Below are 24269 nucleotides of genomic sequence, written 5' to 3'. Positions count from 1 at the left end.
ATGGGGACTAGATGAGTATCGACCTTACGGGCCGCATCGCACTGGTGACAGGCGCATCGCGCGGTATTGGCTATTTTCTTTCGCTCGAACTGGCAAAACGCGGCGCGCATGTCATCGCGGTCGCACGCACGGTCGGCGGACTGGAAGAGCTGGACGATGATATCCGTAAACTCGGAGGCAGCGCCACGCTGGTGCCTCTCGACATTACCGACATGGAAGCCATCGATCGCCTCGGCGGCTCCATTCATGAGCGCTGGGGCAAGCTCGACATAATGGTTGCCAATGCGGGCGTGTTGGGCACGATTTCCCCGATCGGGCACGTCGAAGCCAAGACTTTCGAGAAGGTCATGAACGTCAATGTCACCAGCGTCTGGCGCCTCATCCGTTCCACCGATCCGCTTCTGCGTGCTTCGGATGCGGGACGGGCCATTCTGCTTTCATCCGGCGTGGCGCACACCTGCCGGGCCTTCTGGGGACCTTACGCTGCCTCGAAAGCTGCCGTCGAAGTCATGGCGCGCAGTTGGGCCGAAGAAACGAAGCAGATGAAGCTCAAGGTCAACTCCGTCAATCCGGGAGCGACCCGCACGGCAATGCGTGCGCAGGCCATGCCGGGCGAAGATCCGGAAACATTGCCGACGCCGCAGTCGGTGGCAGAGAAGATCGTCAAGCTTGCCGATCCTGCCCTGGATGTCACCGGCAAGCTCTTCGATGTGCGCCAGGATCGCTTCCTGGACTACCATCTGCCGAGCTGATTTCTTTTTCCGGCCTTGTTTCCCTGCAAGGCCGGTTCTATTTTGTTTATTGACCTACCGCGTCACGATCCGATTGAATCAGATCGGTGATTTTTTGACGTCCACCTTGCCCGAAAACCGTTTCACACTTTTCGGGACACGCGGTAGCCACCTGACGGCTCCTTTTTCAGCGGCCAATTCTCCCACTTTCAGACCCTTCGTCACGCGCGGACCGTCTTCGCGCGCATTCACTTTGCTATTGGAGGACTTATGATTAAAGATCACCAGCGTTTCATCATCATCAGCGGCGGACCGGGATCAGGCAAAAGCACACTGATCGATGCGCTCGAAAAGGGCGGTTTTTCCCGCACCGTTGAAGCCGGACGCGCCATTATCCAGGATCAGGTCGCAATCGGCGGCAGCGCCCTCCCGTGGAGTGATCGCGCACTCTTTGCAGAGTTGATGCTTTGTTGGGAGATGCGCTCTCACGCCATGGCAGAACAACAGGCTGGTACCGTTTTCTTCGACCGCGGCGTTCCCGATGTGATCGGCTATCTGACGCTGTGCGACCTGCCCGTGCCACAGCATATCGAGGAGGCCGCCCGCCGGATCAGATACAACAGTACCGTGTTCCTGGCACCGCCATGGGCCGAAATCTTCGGGCAGGATACGGAACGCAAGCAGGATTTCGATGAAGCCGTGCGTACGTTCGATGCAATGGACAAAACCTACAGGCGGCTCGGATATGAGATCGCGCTCCTCCCGAAATCACCGGTCGAGGAGCGCGTTCGTTTCATCAGACGGGCGTTGCCATCAGTTTTCCTCTGACGACGCGTCCTCTTCGTCGCTGGCCGCCTCAGCAGCCTTTCTGTCAGCAGCTTCACGCCTGTTCCACGCTGCCAGACTGAACGGAAGGAAAGCGAGATAGGCGAGCGCCGTGATGCTCAATGTCTGCCAGGTGAAGCTCATCAGGAACGCGACGTAAACAACCACGAACAGGATCAGCGGCATGACGATATCGCGTCGGACAAGGCTGCCGGCCGATTTGCCGTTATAAACCGGCAGGCGGCTTACCAGCAGAAACGCAATGGCCACGGTATAGACCGCCACACCGAAAGCGAGCGCCCGCGTTGGGGTCAGGCCGAGAAAACCGAGATAAACCGGCAGCAGGACGAGCATTGCGCCTGCAGGTGCGGGCACGCCTATGAAATAGTTGCTTTGCCAGGCCGGGCGGTTCGGGTCTTCCAGCATGACATTGAAACGTGCCAGCCGCAGGCAGCAGGCAATGGCGTAGAGAAGCGCCGCGATCCAGCCGAAGGAACGCGCCTGATCAAGCATGAAGGCATAGAGCACCAGAGCAGGCGCTACGCCGAAATTGACGATGTCGGCGAGCGAATCCATCTGGGCGCCGAACTTGGACGATCCCTTCATCATGCGGGCCACACGCCCGTCGATGCCGTCAAGAAAGGCTGCTACGAGCACCATCACGACGGCAAGCTCGAAACGGTTTTCAAAGGCCAGACGAATACCGGTCAGACCGGCACAGATGGCGAGAACTGTGATGACATTGGGAACGACGATACGCAGGGGTATCTGCGACAGCTTCGGGCCGCGCGATGAATCCACGCGGCCGTTGGGCTCAAAAGGCGGAAAAGGCGCTTCCATCGGCTTAAGCGATCCGCACCACTGGCTCACCGCGTCCGCTGCCATAATCGGCCAGCACGGTTTCACCGGCGACTGCCGTCTGGCCAACCGCGACACGAACGGTCGCATCTGCCGGCAGATAGACATCGACCCGCGATCCGAAGCGGATCAGGCCGAACCGTTCGCCAACGGACAGATCGTCATCCTCGTTCGACCAGCAAACAATGCGCCGGGCAACGAGGCCAGCGATCTGGACAACACCGATCTTGCCATGCGGGCTTTCGATCAGCACGCTATTGCGTTCGTTATCCGTGCTAGCCTTGTCCAGTTCCGCATTGAGGAATTTGCCCGGACGATGCACGACCTTCTCGATCTTGCCGCGCACGGGGGAACGGTTGATATGTACCGAGAACACATTCATGAAAACCGACACGCGCATACGCGGCTCGGCGCCAAGGTCCAGCTCGGCTGGCGGCACTGCGGGGCCGACAAAGGAAACCTTGCCATCGGCGGGACTGATGACCAGATCATCGTCCATTGGCGTCACGCGCTCGGGATCACGATAGAAATAGATGCACCAGACGGTCAGCACCATACCGATCCAGAACAGCGGGTCCCAGAGCCAGCCCAGAATGAGCGAAACCACGAAAAAGCCCGCGATAAACGGATAGCCTTCCCGATGGATCGGCACGAAAGTATTGCGGATAGTGTCAGTAAGGCTCATCGCTCTTCCTTTGAGTTTGGCCGTTATTTACCTCATCCTATCCGGAATCAAAATCCATTTCGCAAATTATTCACGGCTGTTAGGGCACGTGATCGCGCCCTAATATACCGAGCGACCCCGCGAACCGACTATTCCGCCGCCGGGACACCGCGCGTAACGACGCCCAGTTCGTCGCTTTGCCGCACCTGGCGCAGACGTTCTTCCGCCTCATCGGCCTCGCGCTGGCGAGCCCACATGGAAGCATAAAGCCCCTTGTGCTTGAGCAGCATGCGATGCGTGCCTCTTTCGGCGATCAGGCCATCCTTCAGGACGATGATTTCATCAGCGCCGATAACGGTCGACAGGCGATGCGCGATGACAAGCGTGGTGCGCCCCCGGCTGACAATGTCGAGCGCGGACTGGATTTCCTGTTCGGTTGCCGTATCGAGTGCCGAAGTCGCCTCATCGAGGATGAGGATGGGCGGAGCCTTCAGGATCGTGCGGGCAATGGCGACACGCTGTTTCTCACCGCCCGAAAGCTTGAGGCCGCGTTCACCGACCATCGACTTATAGCCCTCCGGCAAATGCTTGATGAAGCTGGAAATCTGCGCGAGTTCTGCCGCCTTTTCCACCTCTTCATTCGTTGCATCGGGGCGGCCATAGCGGATGTTATAGGCTATCGTATCGTTGAACAGCACGGTATCCTGCGGCACCATGCCGATGGCCTTGCGCAGGCTTTCCTGCGCGACATCACGGACATCCTGCCCGTCGATGGAAACCGTTCCTGACTGCACATCGTAGAAGCGGAACAGAAGCCGCGAGATCGTGGATTTGCCCGCACCCGACGGCCCGACAATCGCGACCGTCTTTCCTGCCGGAACTTCAAAACTGATCCCCTTTAGGATCGGGCGGTTCGCATCATAGGCGAAATGCACGTCTTCAAAGCGGATCGCGCCCTTGTCGATCTTCAATGCTGGCGCACCGGGTTTGTCGACGACTTCCTGCTTCACATCGAGAAGGTCGAACATCTGCTCGATATCGGTGAGGCCCTGACGGATTTCACGATAGATAAAGCCGATGAAGTTGAGCGGAATGGACAGTTGCATCAGCATGGCATTGATGAAAACGAAGTCGCCGATGGACTGCGTTCCGGCACGGACTTCCAGAGCGGACATGACCATGACAATTGCCATGCCGACACCGAAGATCACGGCCTGGCCGAAGTTCAGCCAGCCAAGCGAGGTCCAGGTCTGGGTAGCCGCCTTTTCATAACGCGCCATCGAAGCATCGAAGCGCTTGGCTTCCATGTTCTCGTTGCCGAAATATTTGACTGTTTCGAAATTGAGAAGCGAGTCGATCGCCTTGGTGTTGGCCTCCGTATCGGAATCGTTCATTTCCCGGCGGATACTGATGCGCCAGTCGCTCGCCTTGATCGTAAACCAGGTATAAAGCCAGACCGTTGCGGCAACGACAAGGAGATAGGAAATGCCGTAGGCGAAGGCGAAAATAACCGCCGTCAGCGCAAATTCCAGAATGGTAGGCAGCGTGTTGAGGATGGTGAAGCGGACAATCGTTTCAATCCCCTTGGTGCCGCGCTCAATGACGCGCGAAAGCCCGCCCGTGCGTCTTTCCAGATGGAAACGCAGAGACAGCTGGTGCATGTGCACAAAGGTCTTATAGGCCAGCTGGCGCACCGCATATTGGCCGACGCTCGCAAACAAGGCGTCGCGAAGCTGGTTGAGACCGGCCTGTATGATCTTGGCGCCGTTATAAGCCAGCACCAGCATCACCGCACCGACCAGAAACAGCGGAATATAATCCGGCGGGTTCAACTGGCCGGTCAAGGCATTCGTCACCCATTTGAAGAAATAGGGGACGAGGATGAGCACGATCTTGGAAATCACCAGATAGAACGTGGCCCAGACGACGCGCATGCGCAGATCCGGCCTGTCGGACGGCCACATATAGGGCCAGAGATTTCGCAATGTCTTGAACGTCTCGCCGGAATCGGCGGAAACCGTTTTGGGGGAACTCATGGTGCGTTCTTTCAAGTCGGTGGGCTCAAGCGATTTCGTACGAGATGAACTCCGTCATCGCTTTATCTGTTTGTTTGACACATCTTTTCCGAAAACCGGCTCCCGCTTCTCGGGATAGGTTCTAGCCGCAGCATGCGCCTTTGAACGAAGCAAAATGCGTGCGGACAGCGTTCATTTGCTGCCAGTTGACGCTGTAACGCGACGACTGGCGCTCAGGCCGATAATCGATAAGACCGGCCTGCACGAGAACCTTGAGGTGCTGGGAGACCGTCGATTGAGCAAGGTCGAGCTTGCCGACAATATCCTTGCAGCAGCAGGCATCCTCCATCATCAACTGCCGGATAATGCGAATACGGACAGGATGGCCGAGCGCCGCGCAAATGCGCGCCGCGGCTTCATCGTCAATCCCGATCTCCGCGAGATCGGAAACAGCCTCAGCTGAATTCTTGTCGAGAATTATCTTCATCGTATATCGACGATATACGATTATGCTCCAGACTTCAAGTTTTCGAGGCGTTCTTTCTCCAAAAGCGCGGCAATATGAAAACACACTATCGTGACCACCGCCCCCGCCGAAACCGGTTTGAAAACCATGGTCAGTTGGCGTGATCTTCCAACTGGCGCTTCACCTCATCCTCACCCAAAGGTTCCTTCGGCATATTGAAGACCTGCCCTGGCCAGATCAGGTCCGGATTGCGGATCTGGTCGCGATTGGCGAGATAGATAGTCGTGTATCGCGTGCCTTTACCATAGGTGCGCTTGGATATCGTCCAGAGATTATCTCCGCGCCGGATGATGACGGAGCCTTCCACTTTCTGCAGGGGAGCCGCAGCTTCACCATGCACTTCCGAAGGCGTGGTCGTCTGGCCTTCCGTATCGGAAGCAACTGCGGAGATATTCTCGCCAGCTTCGCGGCGGAACGGAACTCGTGCCGTCGCCAGAACGCGGTTGGCGTTGTCGAGCAGGTCGGCGCGAATGATATAGTCACCGACACTGAGCGGCTGTTTGCTCTGCACAAGGAAACGGCCATCCGGCGAAATGAGGCTTGCGCCAAGCAATGTATCGTTGGCGTGGACGATGACGCGATTGCCGCCATTGGCCTTGCCTGCCACGAAAACCGACTGGCCTTCGATCTCCACCGCCTCGATTGCAATCGGCAAAGCCTGCGCGGGCTTGGCTGCCGGCTTGTCGGCCTTGGAGGCAGCTTCGGGAGCGGCCTCCGTATTGTCCTGCGGCTTGGGCGCCGTTTCCGGCTTCGTAATCAGGCGGCTCGCCTGCCCCGGCTCCTCAACCAGCGCCAGCACCTGCCCCGACCTGGTTTCAGGCACCGATACGATGGCAGTCTGCGCGGAGGTGGCGACATTGTTGTCTGCGCCGGTCGAACGCAGGACCAACTGATGGTCTCCCGCCTTCAAGGGCTCATCCAGAACGATGGCGAAATCGCCATTGGGTCCCACCTTGGCCTTACCCACAACAGTCGCGCCTGCCACGACTTCGACATCGGCATTGGGAAGCGCCTTGCCTGCGATCACCACCGAACCATCTGGCTCGACCCGCAGGAGATCGAAAATCGGCGTGTTGTTCTGCTGTTGTGGGGAAGCGGCATGTGCCTGCGCGGCAGGTTCTTGGGTCGGCGTGGCCTGAGGCTTCGCATCGCCTGTCGCGGCCTCGCTCGCGGGCTTCGTCGCCGCGGATCCCTGCGCTTCTGGTGCTTTTGTCTCGGACGGCGCCGCCTGGGGCTGGGCTGGCGCATTGTTCGATGCTGGCGCGGCGACATCGGACTGCGGTGCCTCAACGCGAGATCGTGTCGCATTCCAATAAAGGCCGAGCCCGACGACGATCGCGACGAACCCGATACCGAGCAATCCTAAACTGTTCTTTTGCATTTCGTTTCGAAACCCACGCCAGAGACTTTAATGACGGGTTTATAGCTTTTGGCTTCCCCCCACAAGAAATCTGCACCGAAACAGCAAAAGGTACGAGGCTTTTTATTAGCAGGGTTATTGTTCTACACAGTTTGTCGGCTTCGACTGGTCCGGATCGTCCATAAGGTTATAAAGATCGGCCGTTTCGCCCTTGGTCCACCAGATGTAAACGCCGCCGGCATATTTGGCTCCAGAGCCGGAGATGACATTGGAGGCGATGACGGTTTCGTCTTCCAGCTCCAGTTCCGCAAGCGAAATATCACCGGCGTTGTAGTAGGTTACCGAGACATTTTTCTCGCCGCATTTGTAGAGAACGGAGTTGGTCGTCACTTCGGTGTCGTCCGGCAGCTTGATATTGATTTCGCCCGCCGACGCGGATGACGCGGCAAAGATGAGCCCGAGAAACACAACCCAGTTCTTCATATCCAATCCACTTCCCGATCTGAAACACATACCGATTGAGATATAACAATCTCCACAAATGTCCAACCGCGACCGCCGCCCGCCGCTAATCTTCTCCGCAAAATGAAACCGGAGGCGCTTGACGCTGAAAGACCAAAAGAGCACAAGAAATCATGTCTGAGATTCGATCCATCTGTGTTTATTGCGGCTCGTCTACGGGCCTGAATCCCATCTATCGCGATGCGGGCGTTGCGCTTGGCCGGTCCATTGCCGAACACGGTCTGCGCCTTGTTTATGGCGGCGGCACGCGCGGCATCATGGGCGCGGTTGCGCAAGGCGTGATGGAAGCTGGCGGCGAGGTTACCGGCATCATCCCGACCTTCCTGCTCGACAAGGAAGCAAGCCTTGAAAAGGCCGAACAGCTGACCGAACTTATCGTCGTCGGCGACATGCACGAGCGCAAGCATCTCATGTTCCAGAAATCGGACGCATTCGTCACGCTGCCCGGCGGCATCGGCACGGTTGAGGAAATCGTGGAAATGATGACCTGGGCGCAGCTTGGCAAGCATCGCAAGCCGATGGTTTTCGCAAACATCAACAATTTCTGGCAGCCGATGCTCTCGCTACTTGAGCATATGATGGCGGAAGGCTTTCTGCACACCGCGCATCAGGTGAAACCGCTGGTCATCGACAAGGCGGAAGATATCGTTCCCGCCATCATCGCCGCCAATGGCAAGGCATATGAAGGCGACCAGAAGATCATCGAAAAGATGTGACGCGGCGGCTTTCACCAGAACATATGAGCATACGGCAGGGGCGGAGCGATCCGCCCTTAATCTTATCCGGGAGAGGTTGATGAAGACCATCGGTCTGATAGGCGGAATGAGTTGGGAAAGCTCGCAGGAATATTATCGGATCATCAATCAGGAAATCCGCGCACGGCTTGGCGGAACGCACTCCGCCAAAAGCCTGATGTGGTCCATGGATTTCGGTGAAATCGAGCGCCTCCAGCATGAAGGCCGATGGGATGAGCTGACCGCGCTCATGATCGAGGCCGCGCAGAACCTTGAACGGGGCGGGGCTGACTTCATCCTGATCTGCACCAACACCATGCACAAGATGGCTGACGACATCGAAAGCGCCACATCGATCCCCCTTGTGCATATCGCGGACCCCACGGCGGAAAAGATCAAGGCTGCAGGCCTCTCAAAAGTCGGGCTCCTCGGCACCGCCTTCACGATGGAACAGGATTTCTATAAGGGCCGTCTTGCGGCCAAACATGGGCTTGAGGTGCTAACGCCCGACGATGCCGACCGCAAGACCGTGCACGACATCATCTATCAGGAGCTGGTGGTTGGCGAAGTGCGCGATGCGTCACGCGAAAAATACCGCGCTGTCATCAATCGTCTGGTTCGGCGCGGGGCGGAAGCCATCATTCTCGGCTGCACCGAAATCATGCTGCTCATCGGCCAGCAGGACAGCTCCGTGCCGGTATTCGACACGACACGATTGCATGCCGAAGCGGCGGTTGATTGGGCTTTGGAGGTCGAATAATTGAGCAACGAATGCTTTGAAGGCTTTGTCTACTTGGATCTCGATAATCCAATGGTGGCCTGGAATGTTGTGCGCGGTTGGTATTGCACTCCAGATCAGTTGCCTGAAGCTGAAAGCTGCTCATTACTGTCTTTTAATATGGCAAATCTTCTGGCGAGTTCGCTTCCCAACCGCCTCCTAAGTGAAATCGCGATAGAGAGAATAAGAAGAGAAAACTACCGAAACCAAGTTTCACGTTTAACGGGGATTTTTGTTTTTGATGACCCCGACAGTGTCGCCCGAACTTGGATCGATAATACTTGGGGTGCACATTTCAAAGATGATTACCTCACAGATGTTGGAGTTAATGCCCATAACTCAAGCAGGCTTGACGCCAACTGGCTAACAAAAATTATGGACCGTGAATGCAGCTTAACCGCTGACTTTGAGGAACATACAAACTCCTATTGGCAAGGAGTTCCTTGCCCAGATAGTGACCCAATCTGGGAGAGGATTGTTAATGGCAGTGCCACGATTTGGGGAACCGAGATCAAAGTCAAAGCGCTTGAGGAAATTAAACGCTACTGGCCAAAATCTCTCAAAACATTGGAATATTCAGCAAATGCAGCTGGATTTGGAAGCTTTGACGGCCTCGTTCTGCCTCTTACCACACAGAAAGGTAAATTTATAAATATAGATTACCACATAAGAATGCACGATGCCAAAAATTGCAACTTTCTAAATAATATGATCTCTTTTTACAGAAAATCCCCCCAAAAAGCTTGCCATCTGAGTTCAAATTCCGAATTTTTCTTACCAGATTTTTCTATGTATAGCTTTTATCGAGAAAGTACCTTGGATTAAACTACTTCTTCACCAGCGTCGCCACCGCTTCGACATGTGGCGACCAGAGAAACTGGTCAATCGGCGTGACTCGCGTAACCCGATAGCCGCCCTTCACCAGAATGGCGAGATCGCGGGCGAGCGTCACCGGATTGCACGAAACCGCGACAACCTTTTCCACCTTCGATTTTGCCAGCTCAAGCGCCTGTTCTTCCGCACCTGCACGCGGCGGATCGAAAACCACGGCGTTATAGGGCAGCAATTCCTTCGGCATCAAAGGACGGCGGAACAGGTCGCGGCGCTCGACCGAGACGGGCTTCAGCCCCTGCACATGGCGTACGCCGCGATCAAGGGCGGCAAGGGCCAGCGCGTCGTTCTCGACCGCATGAACCGCGCTCTTTTCTGCAATCCGCAGCGCAAATGTGCCGACGCCGCAGAACAGGTCAGCGACACGCTTGGACTTGCCGACATGGTCCAGCACGAGTTGCACCATCGCCTCTTCGGCATCCTCCGTTGCCTGCAGGAAGCAACCGGGCGGCACCGGAACCGGCACCTTGCCGAAATGAATGAGCGGCTTTTTCGGCTCGACGATGATTTCACCCTCGTGCGAAAGACGCGCAAAGCCCTTTTTCATGACAAGCGCGGTCAAGGCGCGGCGCTGGCTGTCATCCAGCACGCCGCAGCCGCTCGCCGCGAGATCGAGGCCGGACGCCGTCAGGGTCGCCGCCAGCTTGAACGGCTTGGAACCGGGTGCAATCAACGCTCCCACTTCCCGCAGATCATCAAGCCGCGCAATGATTTCGGGAACAGTTACAGCGCATTCGACTATATCGATGATTTCATGGCTCAAGTGGCGATTGAAGCCAAGCAGCACACCCTTTTCCGTCTTGCGTGCCGCAAAAACAGCGCGGCGCCGTGTGCGCGGCTGACAAGCCACGAGAGGCGCAACTTCCGTGTCGATCCCCCTGCCCTTCAGCGCGGAAACAACCAGTTCGCGCTTCCACAGGCGATAGGGCTCATCCTGCCAATGCTGCAAGGCGCAGCCGCCGCAATCCTCGAAATGCCGGCAGGCAGGCGCCTGACGCTCAGGCGATGTTTCAAGAAGCGCCATAACCGTCGCGCGGTTCTTGTCGCGCGCGACATTGGCCACTTCGCCCGGCAGCGTGAAAGGCACGTAAATCTGCCCGTCGGGAAGGTTGGCAACGCCATCGCCGCCCGCACCAACCGAGCGGATTGTAATTTGCCCAGTACTTGGCGTCGTCATTGGTCTTTCTTTCCTGCCAGGAGATATTCACGATTGCCGTCGCCGCCTTCAATGGGCGACGGGCAAAGGCCGAGCGCGCGCCAGCCGGCTTGCGTCTCCAGCCACAATCTCAGTTCTTCTGCAATGCGTTCACCATCTTTCGGGTCGCGCAGAATGCCGCCCTTGCCGATGGCCTCGCGGCCCGCTTCAAATTGCGGCTTTACGAGAAGCGCGCAAATAGCACCTTTTTGCGCAAAGGCCAATGCCGCAGGCAAGGCGAGTTTCAGCGAGATGAAGCTCACATCCGAAACCACGCAATCGATTTCGCGTCCATCCAGATCGGAAAATTCCAGCGCACGGGCGTTGAGCCCTTCCTTGTTGGTGACACGAGGATCAGCGCGCAACGTCTCGTGCAGCTGGTCGTGGCCCACATCGATGGCGAGAACGTGGTTCGCGCCACGCTCCAGCAAGACTTGTGTGAAGCCGCCTGTCGAAGCACCAATGTCGAGTGCTGTACGCCCTTTCACATCAAGGCCGAAATGGTCGAGCGCTGCAATAAGCTTCAGGGCAGCGCGGGAGACATAAGCGCTTGCCGGATCGTCAACGGCGATGTTTGCGTTACGCAAAACCGTCTGGCCGGGCTTGGTGACTGGCTTGCCGTCCACCTTGACCGTGCCGCGCTGAATTGCATCACGCGCCCGCGAACGCGTTGCAAACAGCCCGAGTTCGACCAGCAGCTGATCGAGCCGCAGGTTCCTGTCGCCTGCTTCTCCGCTCATCGGTCAGGCGCGAAATGGCGCTGCGATGGCCTCGCGGCCAAGGGCTGCAAAAACCGCCTGCACGATCCCCGCCCGGTCGAGACCGGCCTCGGCATACATGGCGTCCGGCTTGCCGTGGTCCTGATAGCTGTCCGGCAAGGTCAGAGCCCGCACCTTGAGGCCACGATCAAGAAGGCCATCCGTGGCGAGGAATTGCAGCACATGCGAGGCAAAGCCGCCGACAGCGCCCTCTTCCACCATCACCAACACTTCATGCTCTCGCGCCAGCCGGCGGATCAGGTCATGATCGAGCGGCTTGGCGAAGCGCGCATCGGCAACCGTGGTCGAAAGACCGGCGGCGCCCAGCTCATCGGCGGCAGCAAGGCATTCCTGCAAGCGCGTTCCAAAGGACAGCAGCGCGACCTTCGTGCCTTCACGCACGATGCGGCCCTTGCCGATCTCAAGCAGTTGCCCGCGTTCCGGCAGGTCGACACCGACACCATCGCCACGCGGATAACGGAAAGAGATCGGACCTTCGTTATATTCGGCAGCGGTGCGCACCATATGGCGAAGTTCGGCCTCATCCGATGCGGCCATCACCACGAAACCGGGCAGAGCGGAAAGGAAGCCCGTATCGAAGGAACCTGCATGGGTCGGGCCATCTGCCCCAACCAGTCCGGCGCGGTCGATGGGGAAGCGCACCGGCAGATTTTGAATCGAAACGTCATGCACGACCTGATCATAGCCGCGTTGCAGGAACGTCGAGTAAATGGCGCAGAACGGCTTGAAACCTTCGCTGGCAAGACCGGCAGCGAAAGTCACCGCATGTTGTTCGGCAATACCGACATCGAAGGTGCGTTGCGGAAACACCTCGCCAAAAAGATCAAGCCCGGTGCCCGATGGCATGGCGGCGGTGATCGCCACGATTTTGTCGTCGTGGCGGGCTTCTTCGATCAGGCTGGTGCCGAAAATCTTGGTATAGCTCGGCGCATTTGCAGGTGGTTTCGACTGCTGGCCGGTTATGACGTCGAACTTGTTGACGCCGTGATATTTGTCGGCGGCGGCTTCGGCTGGCGGATAACCCTTGCCTTTCTGCGTGACCACGTGGATCAGCACCGGGCCTTCCTGCGTATCACGCACATTTTTCAGGATCGGCAGCAGATGATCCAGATTATGTCCGTCGATGGGGCCGACGTAATAGAAGCCCAACTCTTCAAACAGCGTGCCGCCAGTGAAGAAGGCACGCGCGTATTCCTCCGACTTGCGGGCCTTGTCCTGCAAAAACTTCGGCAGCTTTTTGGCAACCTGCTTGGCGGCCTCGCGGACGCTGCGATAGGTCTTACCGGAGACGAGACGCGCCAGATAGGCGCTCATGGCGCCGGTCGGCGGCGCAATCGACATGTCGTTATCGTTGAGGATGACAATAAGGCGCGCGTCGAGCGCACCGGCATTGTTCATCGCCTCATAGGCCATGCCAGCCGACATGGAACCGTCGCCAATGACCGCAATCACATTGCGCTTTTCGCCCGAAAGATCGGACGCGACCGCCATGCCAAGACCAGCCGAGATCGACGTTGATGAATGCGCCGCGCCAAAGGGATCATATTCGCTTTCGCTGCGCTTTGTGAAACCCGAAAGACCGCCGGTCTGACGCAATGTGCGGATGCGGTCGCGACGCCCGGTCAGTATCTTGTGCGGATAGGCCTGATGGCCAACGTCCCAGATGATACGGTCATGCGGCGTGTCGAAGACATGGTGCAACGCCACCGTCAGCTCCACCACACCCAGCCCCGCTCCCAGATGCCCGCCGGTGGTCGATACCACGTCGATCAGCTCCGCGCGCAATTCCTGCGCGAGTTGAGGCAGATCGGATTCCGGCAATGCGCGCAGGGCTTCCGGGATCGGCGCCTTGTCAAGCAACGGGGTCAGTGGTCGGGACATTAAAACAACCTGTTTCTGGTTCGGTTTTGTTGTCGGTATAGCAGCAACGCGGCAGGATCAAGCAGGCGGGACATCGTGTCCCAAGGCTCCACTCAATTCACTTCATTCAGGCAAAGGTATGAAATCCTGCTCATCACCGGGCACGATATCGAAACGCCCGCTGCGCCATTCTTCCTTGGCCTGCTCTATCCTCTCTCGCGAAGACGATACGAAATTCCACCATACATAGCGCTTCGAACCGAGTGTTGCACCGCCAAATAGCATGATATGCGCACCTTCCGGTCCGGCCTGCACGACAATATCGTCGCCGGGGCGGAATGCCAGCAGGCGGTCGGGCGGAAACACTTCGCCGCCAATGCCGACATTGCCCTGAAGCGTATAGATTGCGCGTTCTTCGGCGACAGGCGGAATCGGGAAACGCCCGTTTGGTTCTATCCGAATATCCGCATAAAGCGTATCGGCGTGCTGGATTACCGGCGACTTCAGCCCCAGCATGGACCCCATGATCAGCCGCCCGGAGAAATCGCTGTCCTCCATAACCGGCAGATCGGGAGCGTTGGTGTGAAAAAACTCCGGGCTGATTTCTTCCAGCGCATCGGGCAGCGCAAGCCAGGTCTGGATGCCGGAAATCGATAACGGCCCCTTGCGTTCCTCTTCCGGCGAACGCTCGGAGTGCACAATGCCGCGACCGGCGGTCATCAGGTTCACATCACCGGGGCGGATGACCATTTCGGTGCCAAGGCTGTCCCTGTGGCGGATATGTCCATCGAACAGATAGGTCACCGTGGAAAGGCCGATATGCGGATGCGGGCGCACATCGAGTGCATCGCCATCGCGCAGAACAGCAGGCCCCATGCGGTCGAAGAAAATGAACGGCCCCACCAGACGGCGCCGCACTGTCGGCAATGCACGCCGCACTTCCAGCCCACCAATATCGCTTGTACGCGGGATGACCAGCGTTTCGATGCTGTCTACCGAAGTCTTGTCGCCAAGAACCGGGTCAGGACACGGAAAGAAACTCATGAAACGCAACTCCAGCCATTAATCCGTAGAGCTTATATAAGAGATGATTTCAGTTTATCGAAAGCGCATTCAAAACAAAACCGCACCGACGAGCGGTGCGGTTCAGTTTCAATGCAAATTCCGTCAGCGTCCGTGCAGCAGCTTGGACAGCGCGCTGGCGTCGGGAACCTGCCCGTTCGTCGTCAGCTTGTCCACCAATCCCGGCAGAACCTGCGACAGCTGGTTCAGAAGCTCCTGCTGGTCGATGCCGGCATGCTCCGCGATTTCACTTAGCGTTTTCTGGCCGATCGCATCGCCAAGCTGCCCTGGCTCGATTGGATGGTTGGAACCCTGGCCGACCCAGGAATCCACCTTTTCGCCTAGGCCAGCCTGTTTCAGTTGATCGAGAAGACCGCCAAGTCCGCCACCCAGAGGCCCCGGCGCTGTAGGAGCCGCGGAAGCATTTCCTGCGGCCGCGCCGCCGAGCAGGCCACCAAGCCCGCCAAGGATACCACCGAGCAAGCCGCCGCCTGCCTGCGACTGATCCGGCACAGGTTGCGCTGGAGCATCCGCCGTATCGTCGCTATGGCCCTTCAGCATCTTGCCGATCAGCAGGGCGCCGAGCGCAATCAGAACCGGCTTCGCCAGGCTTCCGCCGGGGATAGGCGAATTGCCCGAGTTGTCGTCATAACTTCCCATCACACGATACTCCCTGTTATCCGATGCCAATTGTGCATTCGGTAAGATAAAGGTAAATGGGTTTCCCATTTTGACAAGCATTATACCTTGCAAATTTTGCAGCAGTGTGAAAATTTCCTAAGTGCGTGATGCAAAAGTGTATTTACGCATCGGGAGATATTAGATGTCTGTTATAAGCTGGATAATACTAGGCTTGATTGCCGGCTTCATCGGCAGCAAGATCGTCAATAAAAGCGGCCAGGGCCTGTTTCTGGATATTGCTCTCGGCATTGTCGGCGCCATCGTCGGCGGTGTGATCTCGTCTCAGCTTTTTGGACGTGGCGTCACCGGCGCATTCGATCCGATCAGCCTCGTCATTGCGATAATCGGCTCGATAATCGTGTTGTGGGTGTACCACGCAATTACCGGCAAGCGTTCCATCGGTTGATGTGATAGTTACAGATTTCAGGCTCCGGCTCGCCCGGAGCCTTTTTATCGTGTTCGATCTGACCGGATCAGATCGGCGTTTGCCGAAAGACCTGCAAATCAATGAGCTTTCTGGAACCTTACATTGCCGCATACGGCGCGCTTGCTCTTTTCATAATCGTATATTTTGAATCCTTTGGCGCCCCTCTGCCCGGCGAGAGCGCGCTCATAGCAAGCTCATTGCTGGCCCTGCATGGAACTCTCAACATCGAAACCGTGCTGATCGCGGTATTTGTCGGCGCCGTGCTTGGCGACAGCACGGGATACCTGATCGGCCGCTTTGGCGGCCGACGACTGATCCTCAGATACGGACACCTCGTCAAACTCACGCCGGAACGGCTGGATCAGTTCGAGAAACTTTTCGAAAGCAAGGGAATCTATGTGGTGGCGACGGCGCGTTTCGTCGTGCTTCTGCGGCAGCTCAATGGGATCGTTGCAGGTTCCATGAAAATGGACCCGCTGCATTTTCTGGCAGCGAATATTATTGGTGCTGCTGGATGGACGCTGGCCTGGGGCCTTGGCCCCTATCTGCTGAGCGGCGTTCTGGCGCCTTATGTCGCCCATCTCAAGACCCTGTTCTGACCGGAATTATCCGGTCAGTTCAATTCAGGCCGATCTATTCCGGGTCAAGCGGCTCGGTGCCGAGCGGCTGGCCATCACGGCCAATGCGGATTTTCTCCACCTTGTCCTCGGCGGATTTCAGAAGCGTGTCGCAATGTTTCTTCAGGGCTTCGCCGCGCTCATAGATGCGAATGGATTCCTCCAGCGGCACGTCACCCCGCTCCAGATCGTCGACGATCTTCTCGAGCTGCTTCAGCGCATCCTCGAAGCTCATTACCGCAATGTCGGCGTTGGACGGTTCGGTTACCATGATTCATCCTTTCAACAGCCGCGTAATATGCGTAGACGCGGACTGCGACAAGCCCTCAAGATCATATCCACCCTCAAGCACACTCACTAGCCGGTGATCGCAGAACCTTTCTGCCCGCTCCATGAGTTTGCCTGTCGCCCAATCAAAATCCGCTTCGTCAAGATTGAGCTCGGCCAGCGGATCGCGAAAATGGGCATCGAAGCCCGCCGAAATAAGGATCAAATCTGGCCGGAAATTGTCCAGGGCAGGTAATACACGACTATTAAATGCCTCGCGAAATTCGCGGCTTCCGGTATCGGGAGACAGTGGCGCATTGAAGATATTGCCGACGCCGGTTTCATCCTTCGCCCCCGTGCCGGGATATAAGGGAAACTGATGCGTCGAACAGAACAGGACGCTTGGATCGTCCTTGAAAATATCCTGCGTCCCGTTGCCGTGATGCACATCCCAATCAACGATGGCGATGCGCTCGGCACCGTGGCGGCGCTGCGCATGGCGGGCCGCAATCGCAATATTGTTGAAAAGGCAAAAGCCCATAGCCGTGGAGCGCTCGGCATGATGTCCGGGCGGGCGGGCAGCAACGAAGACATTATTTGCAGCGCCGGAAAACACGTCATCGACCGCCGCCGTTGCCGCACCGATAGCCGTCAGCGCGGCATCCAGGCTTTTGGGACTGACATAGGTATCGCCGTCGAGCTTGACTACAGGGGGGGCAGCTTCCTCGTCCGAAGCGGGCTCCGGTATTCCGGCGCGAATGGCTTCCAGATGTTCTTCCGGATGCGTAAGCAGCACAGACGCCTCGTCGCCGCGCGGCGCTTCCATCCGATCGAGCCGGTAGAAATCCGGCCCTTCCAGCTCACTCATCAGCGCCCGAATTCGATCCGGGCGCTCGGGATGGCCGGGCGGGGTCAGGTGTTCGAGATAGATAGGATGCCAGTAAAGCCGTGTCGTCATAGATTCACTATAGCATCTCACAGGCACATGACCATGACGGCCATGCGCCTGATCTGTCTTAAAAAGTCAGATGATTTCGGTGCGGGCGATGTGAATGCCGAAACCTTCAAGGCCGACATAATGGCGCTCGCGCGATGCCAGAAGTACAATCGACGTGATGCCGAGGTCTTTCAATATCTGTGCACCGAGTCCGATCTGACGCCACTCTTCCTCGCGGGCAACCGCTTCGGCATGGCTTTCATGGTCGCTGGGAATCGCATCGCGGGCGCGGGTGTCATGGTGATCGGAACGCACCCCGACAGAGCCTTCGCGCAGATAAACCAGCACGCCGCGGCCTTCCTTCGCCATCTTTTCCATGATGGCCTCGAGATTGCTGCCGCCCTTGCCGAACACATCGTTCAGCACGTCTTCGCGGTGAAGACGAACCGGCACTTCCTCGCCGTCACGAATATCGCCGAACACCACTGCCACATGCTGCATCGGTTCCCACGGCAATTCGTAAGTGTAGGCGTGGGCTGCACCCGCGCAAGTCTTGACCGGCGCATCGCCAACGCGCTTGACCAGCGTTTCCTTGCGCTGGCGATAGGCGATGAGATCGGCCACCGTGACCCGATGCAGCGCATGTTTTTCGGCAAAGGCCTTCACATCCGGGCCGCGCATGACGGAACCGTCATCGTTGACCAGTTCGCAGATCACGCCGATGGGTGGGAGATTTGCAAGCTTGCAGAGGTCGACGGCGGCTTCCGTATGACCGGACCGCATCAGGACGCCGCCCTCGCGGGCAACCAGCGGGAAAATATGGCCGGGACGCACGAAATCAGAAGCGCCGGCATTGGGATTGGCCAGATTGCGCACGGTCAGCGTGCGGTCTTCCGCCGAAATGCCGGTCGTGGTGCCATGGCGATAGTCGACCGTCACGGTGAACGCTGTCGTGTGGGCGGATTCGTTTTCAGCCACCATGGGCGCGAGGTTCAGGCGCTTGGCTTCCTCGCGGGTCATCGGCGTGCAGACGATGCCGGATGTGTGGCGGACGATGAAGGCCATCTTTTCGGGCGTACAATGCACGGCGGCGACAATCAGGTCGCCTTCATTCTCGCGCCCGTCATCATCCATGACCACCACGATCTCGCCGCGTTCGAAAGCGCGAAGCGCATCCACAACCTGCTTCTGATTATAGCTCATTTCGACCTCTATATGTCAGACAACCAACGGGCCCAATCGTCGGTCAGATATGGCCTGTAAGGCCGAATTCAATCAAACGCGGCCAGTCTGGCCCCAAATTAGTCAGACGCGGCCAGTCTGGCCCCAATTTATTCAGACGCGGCCAGTCTGGCCGCGATGGCGCAGATAATGGTCGGCAATCGCGCAAGCCACCATCGCCTCGCCGATCGGCACGGCGCGAATGCCCACGCATGGATCGTGACGGCCCTTTGTCATCACATCCACTTCCTTGCCATCCTTGTCGACAGAGCGGCGCGGGGTCAGGATCGACGAGGTCGGCTTGACCGCGAAACGCGCCACGACCGGCGCACCTGTAGCAATCCCGCCAAGAATGCCGCCTGCATGATTGGACAGGAACAGCGGCTTGCCGTCATTGCCCATGCGCATTTCGTCCGCGTTTTCCTCGCCAGTGAGACGGGCCGCCTCGAAACCGTTGCCGATTTCCACACCCTTCACGGCGTTGATCGACATCAGGAGGCTTGCGATATCCTGATCGAGCTTGCCATAGATGGGCGCGCCGATGCCCGCCGGCACGCCTTCCGCGACGATTTCGATGACTGCGCCAACGGACGATCCGTTCTTGCGAATGCCGTCGAGATAGTCGGCGAAAATCTCCACCGAACCTGCATCCGGCGAAAAGAATGGATTGTTATCCACTTCGGCCCAGTTCCAGCGACGGCGGTCGATGCCATGCACGCCCATTGCAACCAGTGCGCCCTTCACCTCGAGCCCGGGCACGATCTTGCGCGCAATCGCACCGGCTGCAACACGAGCCGCCGTTTCACGCGCCGATGAACGTCCGCCTCCGCGATAGTCGCGAATACCGTATTTGACGTCATAGGTGTAATCGGCGTGGCCCGGCCGGTACTGGCGGGCGATCTCGCCATAGTCCTTCGAGCGCTGATCGGTGTTCTCGATCATCATCGAGATGGGCGTTCCGGTCGTCGTCATGGTGACGCCGTCGTCGCCCAGAAGGACTCCGGAAAGCACGCGCACCTGATCGGGTTCGCGGCGCTGCGTCGTATACTTGGACTGGCCGGGCTTACGCTTGTCGAGATAGGCCTGAATTTCCGCTTCCGTGAACGTGATGCCGGGCGGGCAGCCGTCAACAACGCAACCGAGCGCCAGACCGTGGCTTTCGCCCCAGGTGGTTACGCGGAACAGATGACCGAAACTATTGTGAGACATGCGCGACGCCTGAATAAATTGTCCTTGTCCGGAGCAGGCCAAGGAGAGAGCAGCTACTTTACGCGCCGGTTTTATTGGGCTTTTTGACGGCGGTCAAATCAAGCTCCCCGGTGACGCAAAATTTCCTTCTGGAGATCGATATCCGGCATTTTTTTTGACACATTCCGCACGCTACATTGTGGGATAGACGGTGCGGCGCGCCAGAACTATCAAAGCGCATCGCGCTTTAAACCCATTATCCTGCATGTCGTTATCGGAAAACCGATTTCCACTTTTCCGCGGCGTGCTCAAATCGCGACAATCGTGTCGAATCGGTCAGGCGACAACCCAACCCGAGGCACAACCAAAGGAACGGAAAGTCATGCATTATCTGGTCGGATTAATTCTCATCGTTGCTTCGCTGTTCTCGACGGTGGCGATGGCGGACGATGCCGAAGGCAAGATCACCGGTATCAACAAGGACAGCGAAACCATAACGCTGGATGACGGCCAGACATACAAGCTGCCTGGCGAGTTCGATTACAGCGCGATCAACAAGGGCATGAAGGTCCTCATCATCTATGATGTGGTCGACAGCACGCGCTTCATCACCGACATTCAGGAAGCGCCGTAAGCCCGAAACCGTCTCCTATAGAAAAATGAGCGGCTCATAAGCCGCTCTTTTCATTTGGGCTGGAACCACCCGCTTCTGACAACACGCGCCCATTCGGCACGACGGTTGTTCTCCGCCATCTGGACCATCCGTGCCGTATCGTAGGGAACATTGCGCAGGGTTATCTGCCAGCCAGACCCGGTCTGCTCGATGACAGCATAGGACGCATTGGGGTTGCCAGTCTGGACAATATGTGGAACCGGGTGATCGTCGTCGTAACCGGGACAACCCACGCTTCCCGGATTGACCAGCATTCGCCCGTCCCCAAGACGAACAACCCGCGGCGTGTGCGTATGGCCGCAAAGGATGAGAGAGGCCGCTATGTCATCGGCCTCTGCCTCAATATCCTCTCGGCTCCGCAGAACGACATCGCCATTGGCGGTAACGTTCTCCATCCAGTAGGTGGTATCGCTCGATGGGGTTCCGTGGCAGATGAATATGCGTCCATCGGCCAGAGAGCGCGATGCAGGCATTGCGCGCAGCCATTCGATGTGCCGGACATCAAGCTGTTCGCGTGCGACCCGATCCGAAGCGCCCATCTCCGCGAGCGACTTTTCCACAAGCCAGCGATCATGATTGCCGCGAATGCAGATCATTTCTCGCGCCATCAGCATATCTGCTGTCTCACGCGCGGCTAAGGGACCGCTCAGATGATCGCCGAGATTGACGATCGTCTCGATTTGCAAAGCATCGATATCGGCCAGCACCGCAGCCAGCGCATCGCTGTTACCGTGAATATCCGATATGACCGCGAAACGTTCGAAGGGCATGTAACGCCTCCATCGCTGGCAAAATTCTGTTCGCGGTCACTATAGACTGATTTACGGGATCAAACCCATTCCAGCTTGCCGTTTTCGAACTTCAAGATCTTGTCCTGCGGGATGGATAGATTTGCCGCAGCGTGGCCGTCCATGTCGCCGTAAAGGTAAAACAGCGTGCGGATGCAGCCGCCATGCGTCACGCAGACGGTCGGCCACTCCACGGCCTCCACCCAGTGCCCGATACGGCGCGACAGACCCATATAGCTTTCGGCGGTTGCGCCGGGCGGCACAAAATTCCACTTGTCACGGGCGCGCGCTTCCAGAAGATCTTCGCGCTCCCTGGCAATGTCCTTCATCATGAAGCCCTGCCAGTCGCCGAAATTGACTTCCATCAGTTGAGGGTCGGTGCGGTAATCATAAGGGTCGAGCCCCATGCGCAACCGGATGCGTTCCATCGTCTCGCGGGTGCGACGCAGAGGGCTTGCCACGAAGTCGAAGCCCGCGCCGTCGCCGATCAGCGACTTCAGCATATCGCCATTGCGATCCGCCTGTGTGCGGCCATGCGCATTGATATCGATGTCGAGCTGTCCCTGAATGCGCTGCGAAACATTCCAGTCTGTCTCGCCGTGACGTGAAAAGTAGATGATTTCCCGAGCCACAGCTCCACCCCAATATGCCGTCAGTCAATGTCTGGATAGCTTTCCCGAACCGGGAAAGAAAAAGAAAAATCCGGAGAAGCGGTCAACTTTTCGGGATTTCGTATTCGCTGCTTCAGTCTTTCACGACCGAAATGTCCGGAGCGTCGACCGCCTTCATGCCGATGACATGATAGCCGCTGTCCGCATGGTGGACTTCGCCCGTCACCGAACGTGACAGGTCGGAAAGGAAATAGAGGCCGACATCGCCCACTTCCTCGATGGTGACGGTACGGCGCAGCGGCGCGTTGTACTCGTTCCACTTGAGGATATAGCGGAAGTCGCCGATGCCAGATGCGGCAAGCGTCTTGATCGGACCGGCCGAAATCGCATTGACGCGAATGTTCTGCGGTCCGAGATCGACCGCCAGATATTTCACGCTTGCTTCGAGAGCAGCCTTGGCCACGCCCATGACGTTATAGTTCGGCATGACCTTTTCGGCGCCGTAATAGGTCAGCGTCAGGATCGAACCGCCATCGGCCATCAGTTTTTCCGCCCGGCGCGAAATCGCCGTCAGGGAATAGACCGAAATCAGCATCGTATTGGTAAAATTGGCTTCCGACGTATCGACATAGCGGCCCGTCAGCTCATCCTTGTCGGAAAAGCCGATGGCGTGCACGACGAAGTCGAGCTTGCCCCACTTCTTTTCAAGCGTCTCGAAAACAGCGTCGATGCTGGCAGCATCCGCCACATCGCAATGTCCGGCAACGAATGCGCCAAGCTCTTCAGCCAGAGGCTCGACACGCTTCTTCAATGCATCGCCCTGATAGGTGAATGCGAGCTCTGCGCCTGCATCACGAGCGGCCTTCGCAATACCCCATGCGATGGAGCGGTTGTTGGCGACGCCCAGAATCAATCCACGCTTGCCCTGCAACAAACCTGACTGTGCGGTCATTAGGGGTCCTCATTGAAAACAATTAACTAGTTGCCCTATCGCACAGCCTCGGCTCTCCTTCAAGCAATTGCAGTGAAAAAGCCGGGCATTGTCACTTTACTGCCGCAAAGAGACAACACCCGGCTTCAAACGATTGAAGACCTGTTCAGGCTTGTTTGCGTTTTTGCAGGAATTCTTCGAGTTCCCTGTCGCCACCTTCCGGCAGCATGATCCGCACATGCACGTAAAGATCGCCACGTCCGGCAGCTTTGAGCGGAAGGCCCTTTTCCTTCAGGCGCAGAACGCGGTCCGAACTCGACCATGCCGGTATTTTCACCGCAATCCGGCCGTCGAGGGTCTCCACTTCCTGCTTGCCGCCAAGGACGGCGTCGGCAAGCTCGACCGGGAGATCCACGTGCACGTCACGCCCCTCCAGGCGAAACCGGGGATGCGCCTTGAAGTGAATCGTTACCAGCGCATCGCCAGCCGTTCCGCCCACCGATGCCTCGCCCTGCCCTTTCAGGCGAATGGTCTGACCGTCCTCGACATATTTCGGCAGCTTGATCTTGAGATGCTTGCCGTTCGGGAAAACCGCCTCGACCTTTTCAGCACCGGCGGCCTGTTCCAGCGTGATATCGATGGATGCCGAAAGATCGGCTCCCTTCGCCGGGCCGCGCTGCCGTGCGCCGCCTGCGCGGGCACCGCCACCGAAAGCTCCGCCGAAAAGATCGTTCAGGATATCTTCGGCGCCACCGAAGCCGCCGCCCTGCTGAAAGCCGCCGGGACCGGAGCGAAATTCAAAATGGCTGTTGCCGCCGCCCTGCCGGAAGCCGGCGAACGGGTCGCCATGGGCGCCGCCGAAGCCCTGCCCGCCTGTAAAGCCCTGGAAAGCGGGCTTGCCCTCGGCGTCGATCTCGCCGCGGTCGAATTGCCCGCGCTTGTCCTTGTCGCCCAGAATTTCGTAGGCCTGATTCAGTTCTGCAAAACGCTCCTGCGCCTTCGGATCATCCTTGTTCTGATCCGGGTGGTGCTTTTTGGCCAGTTTGCGAAAAGCCGATTTTATTTCTTCGGGCTTCGCCGTTTTGGCGACGCCCAGCACGCTATAGGGATCGCGCATATAGTTCCTCT

The 24269-nt window shown here is 57.7% G+C and carries 27 protein-coding genes; 8 read left to right on the top strand and 19 right to left on the bottom strand.

Annotation, left to right across the window (positions count from 1 at the left end; all coding sequences use genetic code 11):
* The first annotated feature begins 11 nt into the window (after nt 1-11).
* Nucleotides 12-752, top strand: coding sequence for an SDR family NAD(P)-dependent oxidoreductase (locus OINT_RS02485; RefSeq protein ID WP_006466212.1), 741 nt, complete (start codon nt 12-14; stop codon nt 750-752).
* A gap of 249 nt (nt 753-1001) precedes the next feature.
* On the top strand, nt 1002-1559 hold the full coding sequence (locus OINT_RS02480) for an AAA family ATPase (protein WP_006466211.1): 558 nt from the start codon (nt 1002-1004) through the stop codon (nt 1557-1559).
* Here OINT_RS02480 and pssA read toward each other — a convergent pair.
* From pssA to OINT_RS02450, 6 genes are all read right to left on the bottom strand, one after another.
* Nucleotides 1545-2396 carry a CDP-diacylglycerol--serine O-phosphatidyltransferase gene (pssA, locus tag OINT_RS02475; protein ID WP_006470670.1) on the bottom strand — a complete coding sequence of 284 codons (852 nt, stop codon included), beginning with the start codon at nt 2394-2396 and terminating at the stop codon, nt 1545-1547. The genes OINT_RS02480 and pssA overlap by 15 nt on opposite strands.
* A gap of 4 nt (nt 2397-2400) precedes the next feature.
* Entirely contained in the window at nt 2401-3099 is a 699-nt protein-coding gene (locus OINT_RS02470) for a phosphatidylserine decarboxylase (protein WP_006466209.1), read from the bottom strand.
* A gap of 128 nt (nt 3100-3227) precedes the next feature.
* The gene (locus OINT_RS02465; protein ID WP_039852303.1) at nt 3228-5114 is read right to left on the bottom strand and encodes an ABCB family ABC transporter ATP-binding protein/permease; all 1887 of its coding nucleotides are present in this window, start codon (nt 5112-5114) and stop codon (nt 3228-3230) included.
* A 121-nt stretch (nt 5115-5235) separates the two neighbouring features.
* On the bottom strand, nt 5236-5580 hold the full coding sequence (locus OINT_RS02460) for an ArsR/SmtB family transcription factor (RefSeq protein WP_039852302.1): 345 nt from the start codon (nt 5578-5580) through the stop codon (nt 5236-5238).
* Between the two features lie 130 nt (nt 5581-5710).
* Entirely contained in the window at nt 5711-7000 is a 1290-nt protein-coding gene (locus OINT_RS02455; protein ID WP_006466206.1) for an Ig-like domain-containing protein, read from the bottom strand.
* A 114-nt stretch (nt 7001-7114) separates the two neighbouring features.
* Complete coding sequence (locus tag OINT_RS02450) at nt 7115-7462, bottom strand: MliC family protein (protein ID WP_006470667.1); 348 nt, start codon at nt 7460-7462, stop codon at nt 7115-7117.
* Between the two features lie 152 nt (nt 7463-7614).
* Here OINT_RS02450 and OINT_RS02445 point away from each other — a divergent pair, with 152 nt between their 5' ends.
* From OINT_RS02445 to OINT_RS02435, 3 genes are all read left to right on the top strand, one after another.
* Nucleotides 7615-8217, top strand: a complete 603-nt coding sequence (locus OINT_RS02445) for an LOG family protein (protein WP_006466204.1) — start codon at nt 7615-7617, stop codon at nt 8215-8217.
* Nucleotides 8218-8296: 79 nt separating this feature from the next.
* Nucleotides 8297-8995, top strand: a complete 699-nt coding sequence (locus tag OINT_RS02440; protein WP_006470666.1) for an aspartate/glutamate racemase family protein — start codon at nt 8297-8299, stop codon at nt 8993-8995.
* Complete coding sequence (locus OINT_RS02435) at nt 8996-9838, top strand: hypothetical protein (protein ID WP_006466202.1); 843 nt, start codon at nt 8996-8998, stop codon at nt 9836-9838.
* Between the two features lies 1 nt (nt 9839).
* On the opposite strand, the gene OINT_RS02430 is transcribed toward OINT_RS02435, so the two are convergent.
* From OINT_RS02430 to OINT_RS02410, 5 genes are all read right to left on the bottom strand, one after another.
* On the bottom strand, nt 9840-11081 hold the full coding sequence (locus OINT_RS02430; protein ID WP_006466201.1) for a class I SAM-dependent RNA methyltransferase: 1242 nt from the start codon (nt 11079-11081) through the stop codon (nt 9840-9842).
* Nucleotides 11078-11839, bottom strand: a complete 762-nt coding sequence (locus tag OINT_RS02425) for a TlyA family RNA methyltransferase (RefSeq protein ID WP_006466200.1) — start codon at nt 11837-11839, stop codon at nt 11078-11080. Before OINT_RS02425 ends, OINT_RS02430 begins: the two co-directional genes overlap by 4 nt.
* 3 nt (nt 11840-11842) lie before the next feature.
* A complete protein-coding gene (gene dxs, locus OINT_RS02420) occupies nt 11843-13759 on the bottom strand; it encodes a 1-deoxy-D-xylulose-5-phosphate synthase (protein ID WP_006466199.1) in 1917 nt (638 codons plus the stop codon).
* Nucleotides 13760-13861: 102 nt separating this feature from the next.
* Nucleotides 13862-14782, bottom strand: a complete 921-nt coding sequence (locus OINT_RS02415; protein WP_025091914.1) for a pirin family protein — start codon at nt 14780-14782, stop codon at nt 13862-13864.
* A 123-nt stretch (nt 14783-14905) separates the two neighbouring features.
* The gene (locus OINT_RS02410; RefSeq protein ID WP_006470664.1) at nt 14906-15460 is read right to left on the bottom strand and encodes a YidB family protein; all 555 of its coding nucleotides are present in this window, start codon (nt 15458-15460) and stop codon (nt 14906-14908) included.
* A gap of 163 nt (nt 15461-15623) precedes the next feature.
* On the opposite strand from OINT_RS02410, the gene OINT_RS02405 reads away from it, so the two are divergent.
* Both OINT_RS02405 and OINT_RS02400 read left to right on the top strand, forming a co-directional pair.
* Nucleotides 15624-15887, top strand: a complete 264-nt coding sequence (locus OINT_RS02405; RefSeq protein ID WP_006466196.1) for a GlsB/YeaQ/YmgE family stress response membrane protein — start codon at nt 15624-15626, stop codon at nt 15885-15887.
* 101 nt (nt 15888-15988) lie between these two features.
* Nucleotides 15989-16507, top strand: a complete 519-nt coding sequence (locus tag OINT_RS02400; RefSeq protein ID WP_006466195.1) for a DedA family protein — start codon at nt 15989-15991, stop codon at nt 16505-16507.
* A gap of 34 nt (nt 16508-16541) precedes the next feature.
* Here OINT_RS02400 and OINT_RS02395 read toward each other — a convergent pair whose 3' ends face one another.
* From OINT_RS02395 to aroC, 4 genes are all read right to left on the bottom strand, one after another.
* Nucleotides 16542-16796: an exodeoxyribonuclease VII small subunit gene (locus OINT_RS02395; RefSeq protein WP_006466194.1), complete on the bottom strand. Its 255-nt coding sequence runs from the start codon at nt 16794-16796 to the stop codon at nt 16542-16544.
* A 3-nt stretch (nt 16797-16799) separates the two neighbouring features.
* Nucleotides 16800-17750 (bottom strand): histone deacetylase family protein, encoded by a 951-nt coding sequence (locus OINT_RS02390; protein ID WP_006470663.1) that lies wholly within the window; start codon nt 17748-17750, stop codon nt 16800-16802.
* Between the two features lie 66 nt (nt 17751-17816).
* Nucleotides 17817-18932: a 3,4-dihydroxy-2-butanone-4-phosphate synthase gene (gene ribB, locus OINT_RS02385; RefSeq protein ID WP_006466192.1), complete on the bottom strand. Its 1116-nt coding sequence runs from the start codon at nt 18930-18932 to the stop codon at nt 17817-17819.
* 132 nt (nt 18933-19064) lie between these two features.
* Nucleotides 19065-20159: a chorismate synthase gene (gene aroC, locus OINT_RS02380; protein ID WP_006470662.1), complete on the bottom strand. Its 1095-nt coding sequence runs from the start codon at nt 20157-20159 to the stop codon at nt 19065-19067.
* A 361-nt stretch (nt 20160-20520) separates the two neighbouring features.
* On the opposite strand from aroC, the gene OINT_RS02375 reads away from it, so the two are divergent.
* Nucleotides 20521-20772 carry a DUF1344 domain-containing protein gene (locus OINT_RS02375; RefSeq protein ID WP_006470661.1) on the top strand — a complete coding sequence of 84 codons (252 nt, stop codon included), beginning with the start codon at nt 20521-20523 and terminating at the stop codon, nt 20770-20772.
* Nucleotides 20773-20822: 50 nt separating this feature from the next.
* Here OINT_RS02375 and OINT_RS02370 read toward each other — a convergent pair whose 3' ends face one another.
* From OINT_RS02370 to OINT_RS02355, 4 genes are all read right to left on the bottom strand, one after another.
* The gene (locus tag OINT_RS02370; RefSeq protein ID WP_006466189.1) at nt 20823-21581 is read right to left on the bottom strand and encodes a metallophosphoesterase family protein; all 759 of its coding nucleotides are present in this window, start codon (nt 21579-21581) and stop codon (nt 20823-20825) included.
* A gap of 59 nt (nt 21582-21640) precedes the next feature.
* The gene (locus tag OINT_RS02365; protein WP_006466188.1) at nt 21641-22231 is read right to left on the bottom strand and encodes a histidine phosphatase family protein; all 591 of its coding nucleotides are present in this window, start codon (nt 22229-22231) and stop codon (nt 21641-21643) included.
* A 112-nt stretch (nt 22232-22343) separates the two neighbouring features.
* Nucleotides 22344-23162, bottom strand: coding sequence for an enoyl-ACP reductase FabI (fabI, locus tag OINT_RS02360; RefSeq protein ID WP_006466187.1), 819 nt, complete (start codon nt 23160-23162; stop codon nt 22344-22346).
* 145 nt (nt 23163-23307) lie between these two features.
* On the bottom strand, nt 23308-24258 hold the full coding sequence (locus OINT_RS02355) for a DnaJ C-terminal domain-containing protein (protein WP_006466186.1): 951 nt from the start codon (nt 24256-24258) through the stop codon (nt 23308-23310).
* Nucleotides 24259-24269: the final 11 nt, after the last annotated feature.

The sequence above is a fragment of the Brucella intermedia LMG 3301 genome (assembly GCF_000182645.1).
Lineage (GTDB): Bacteria > Pseudomonadota > Alphaproteobacteria > Rhizobiales > Rhizobiaceae > Brucella > Brucella intermedia.
Note: the sequence above shows the minus strand (reverse complement) of the source record. Positions and strands in the feature narration are given on the sequence as shown.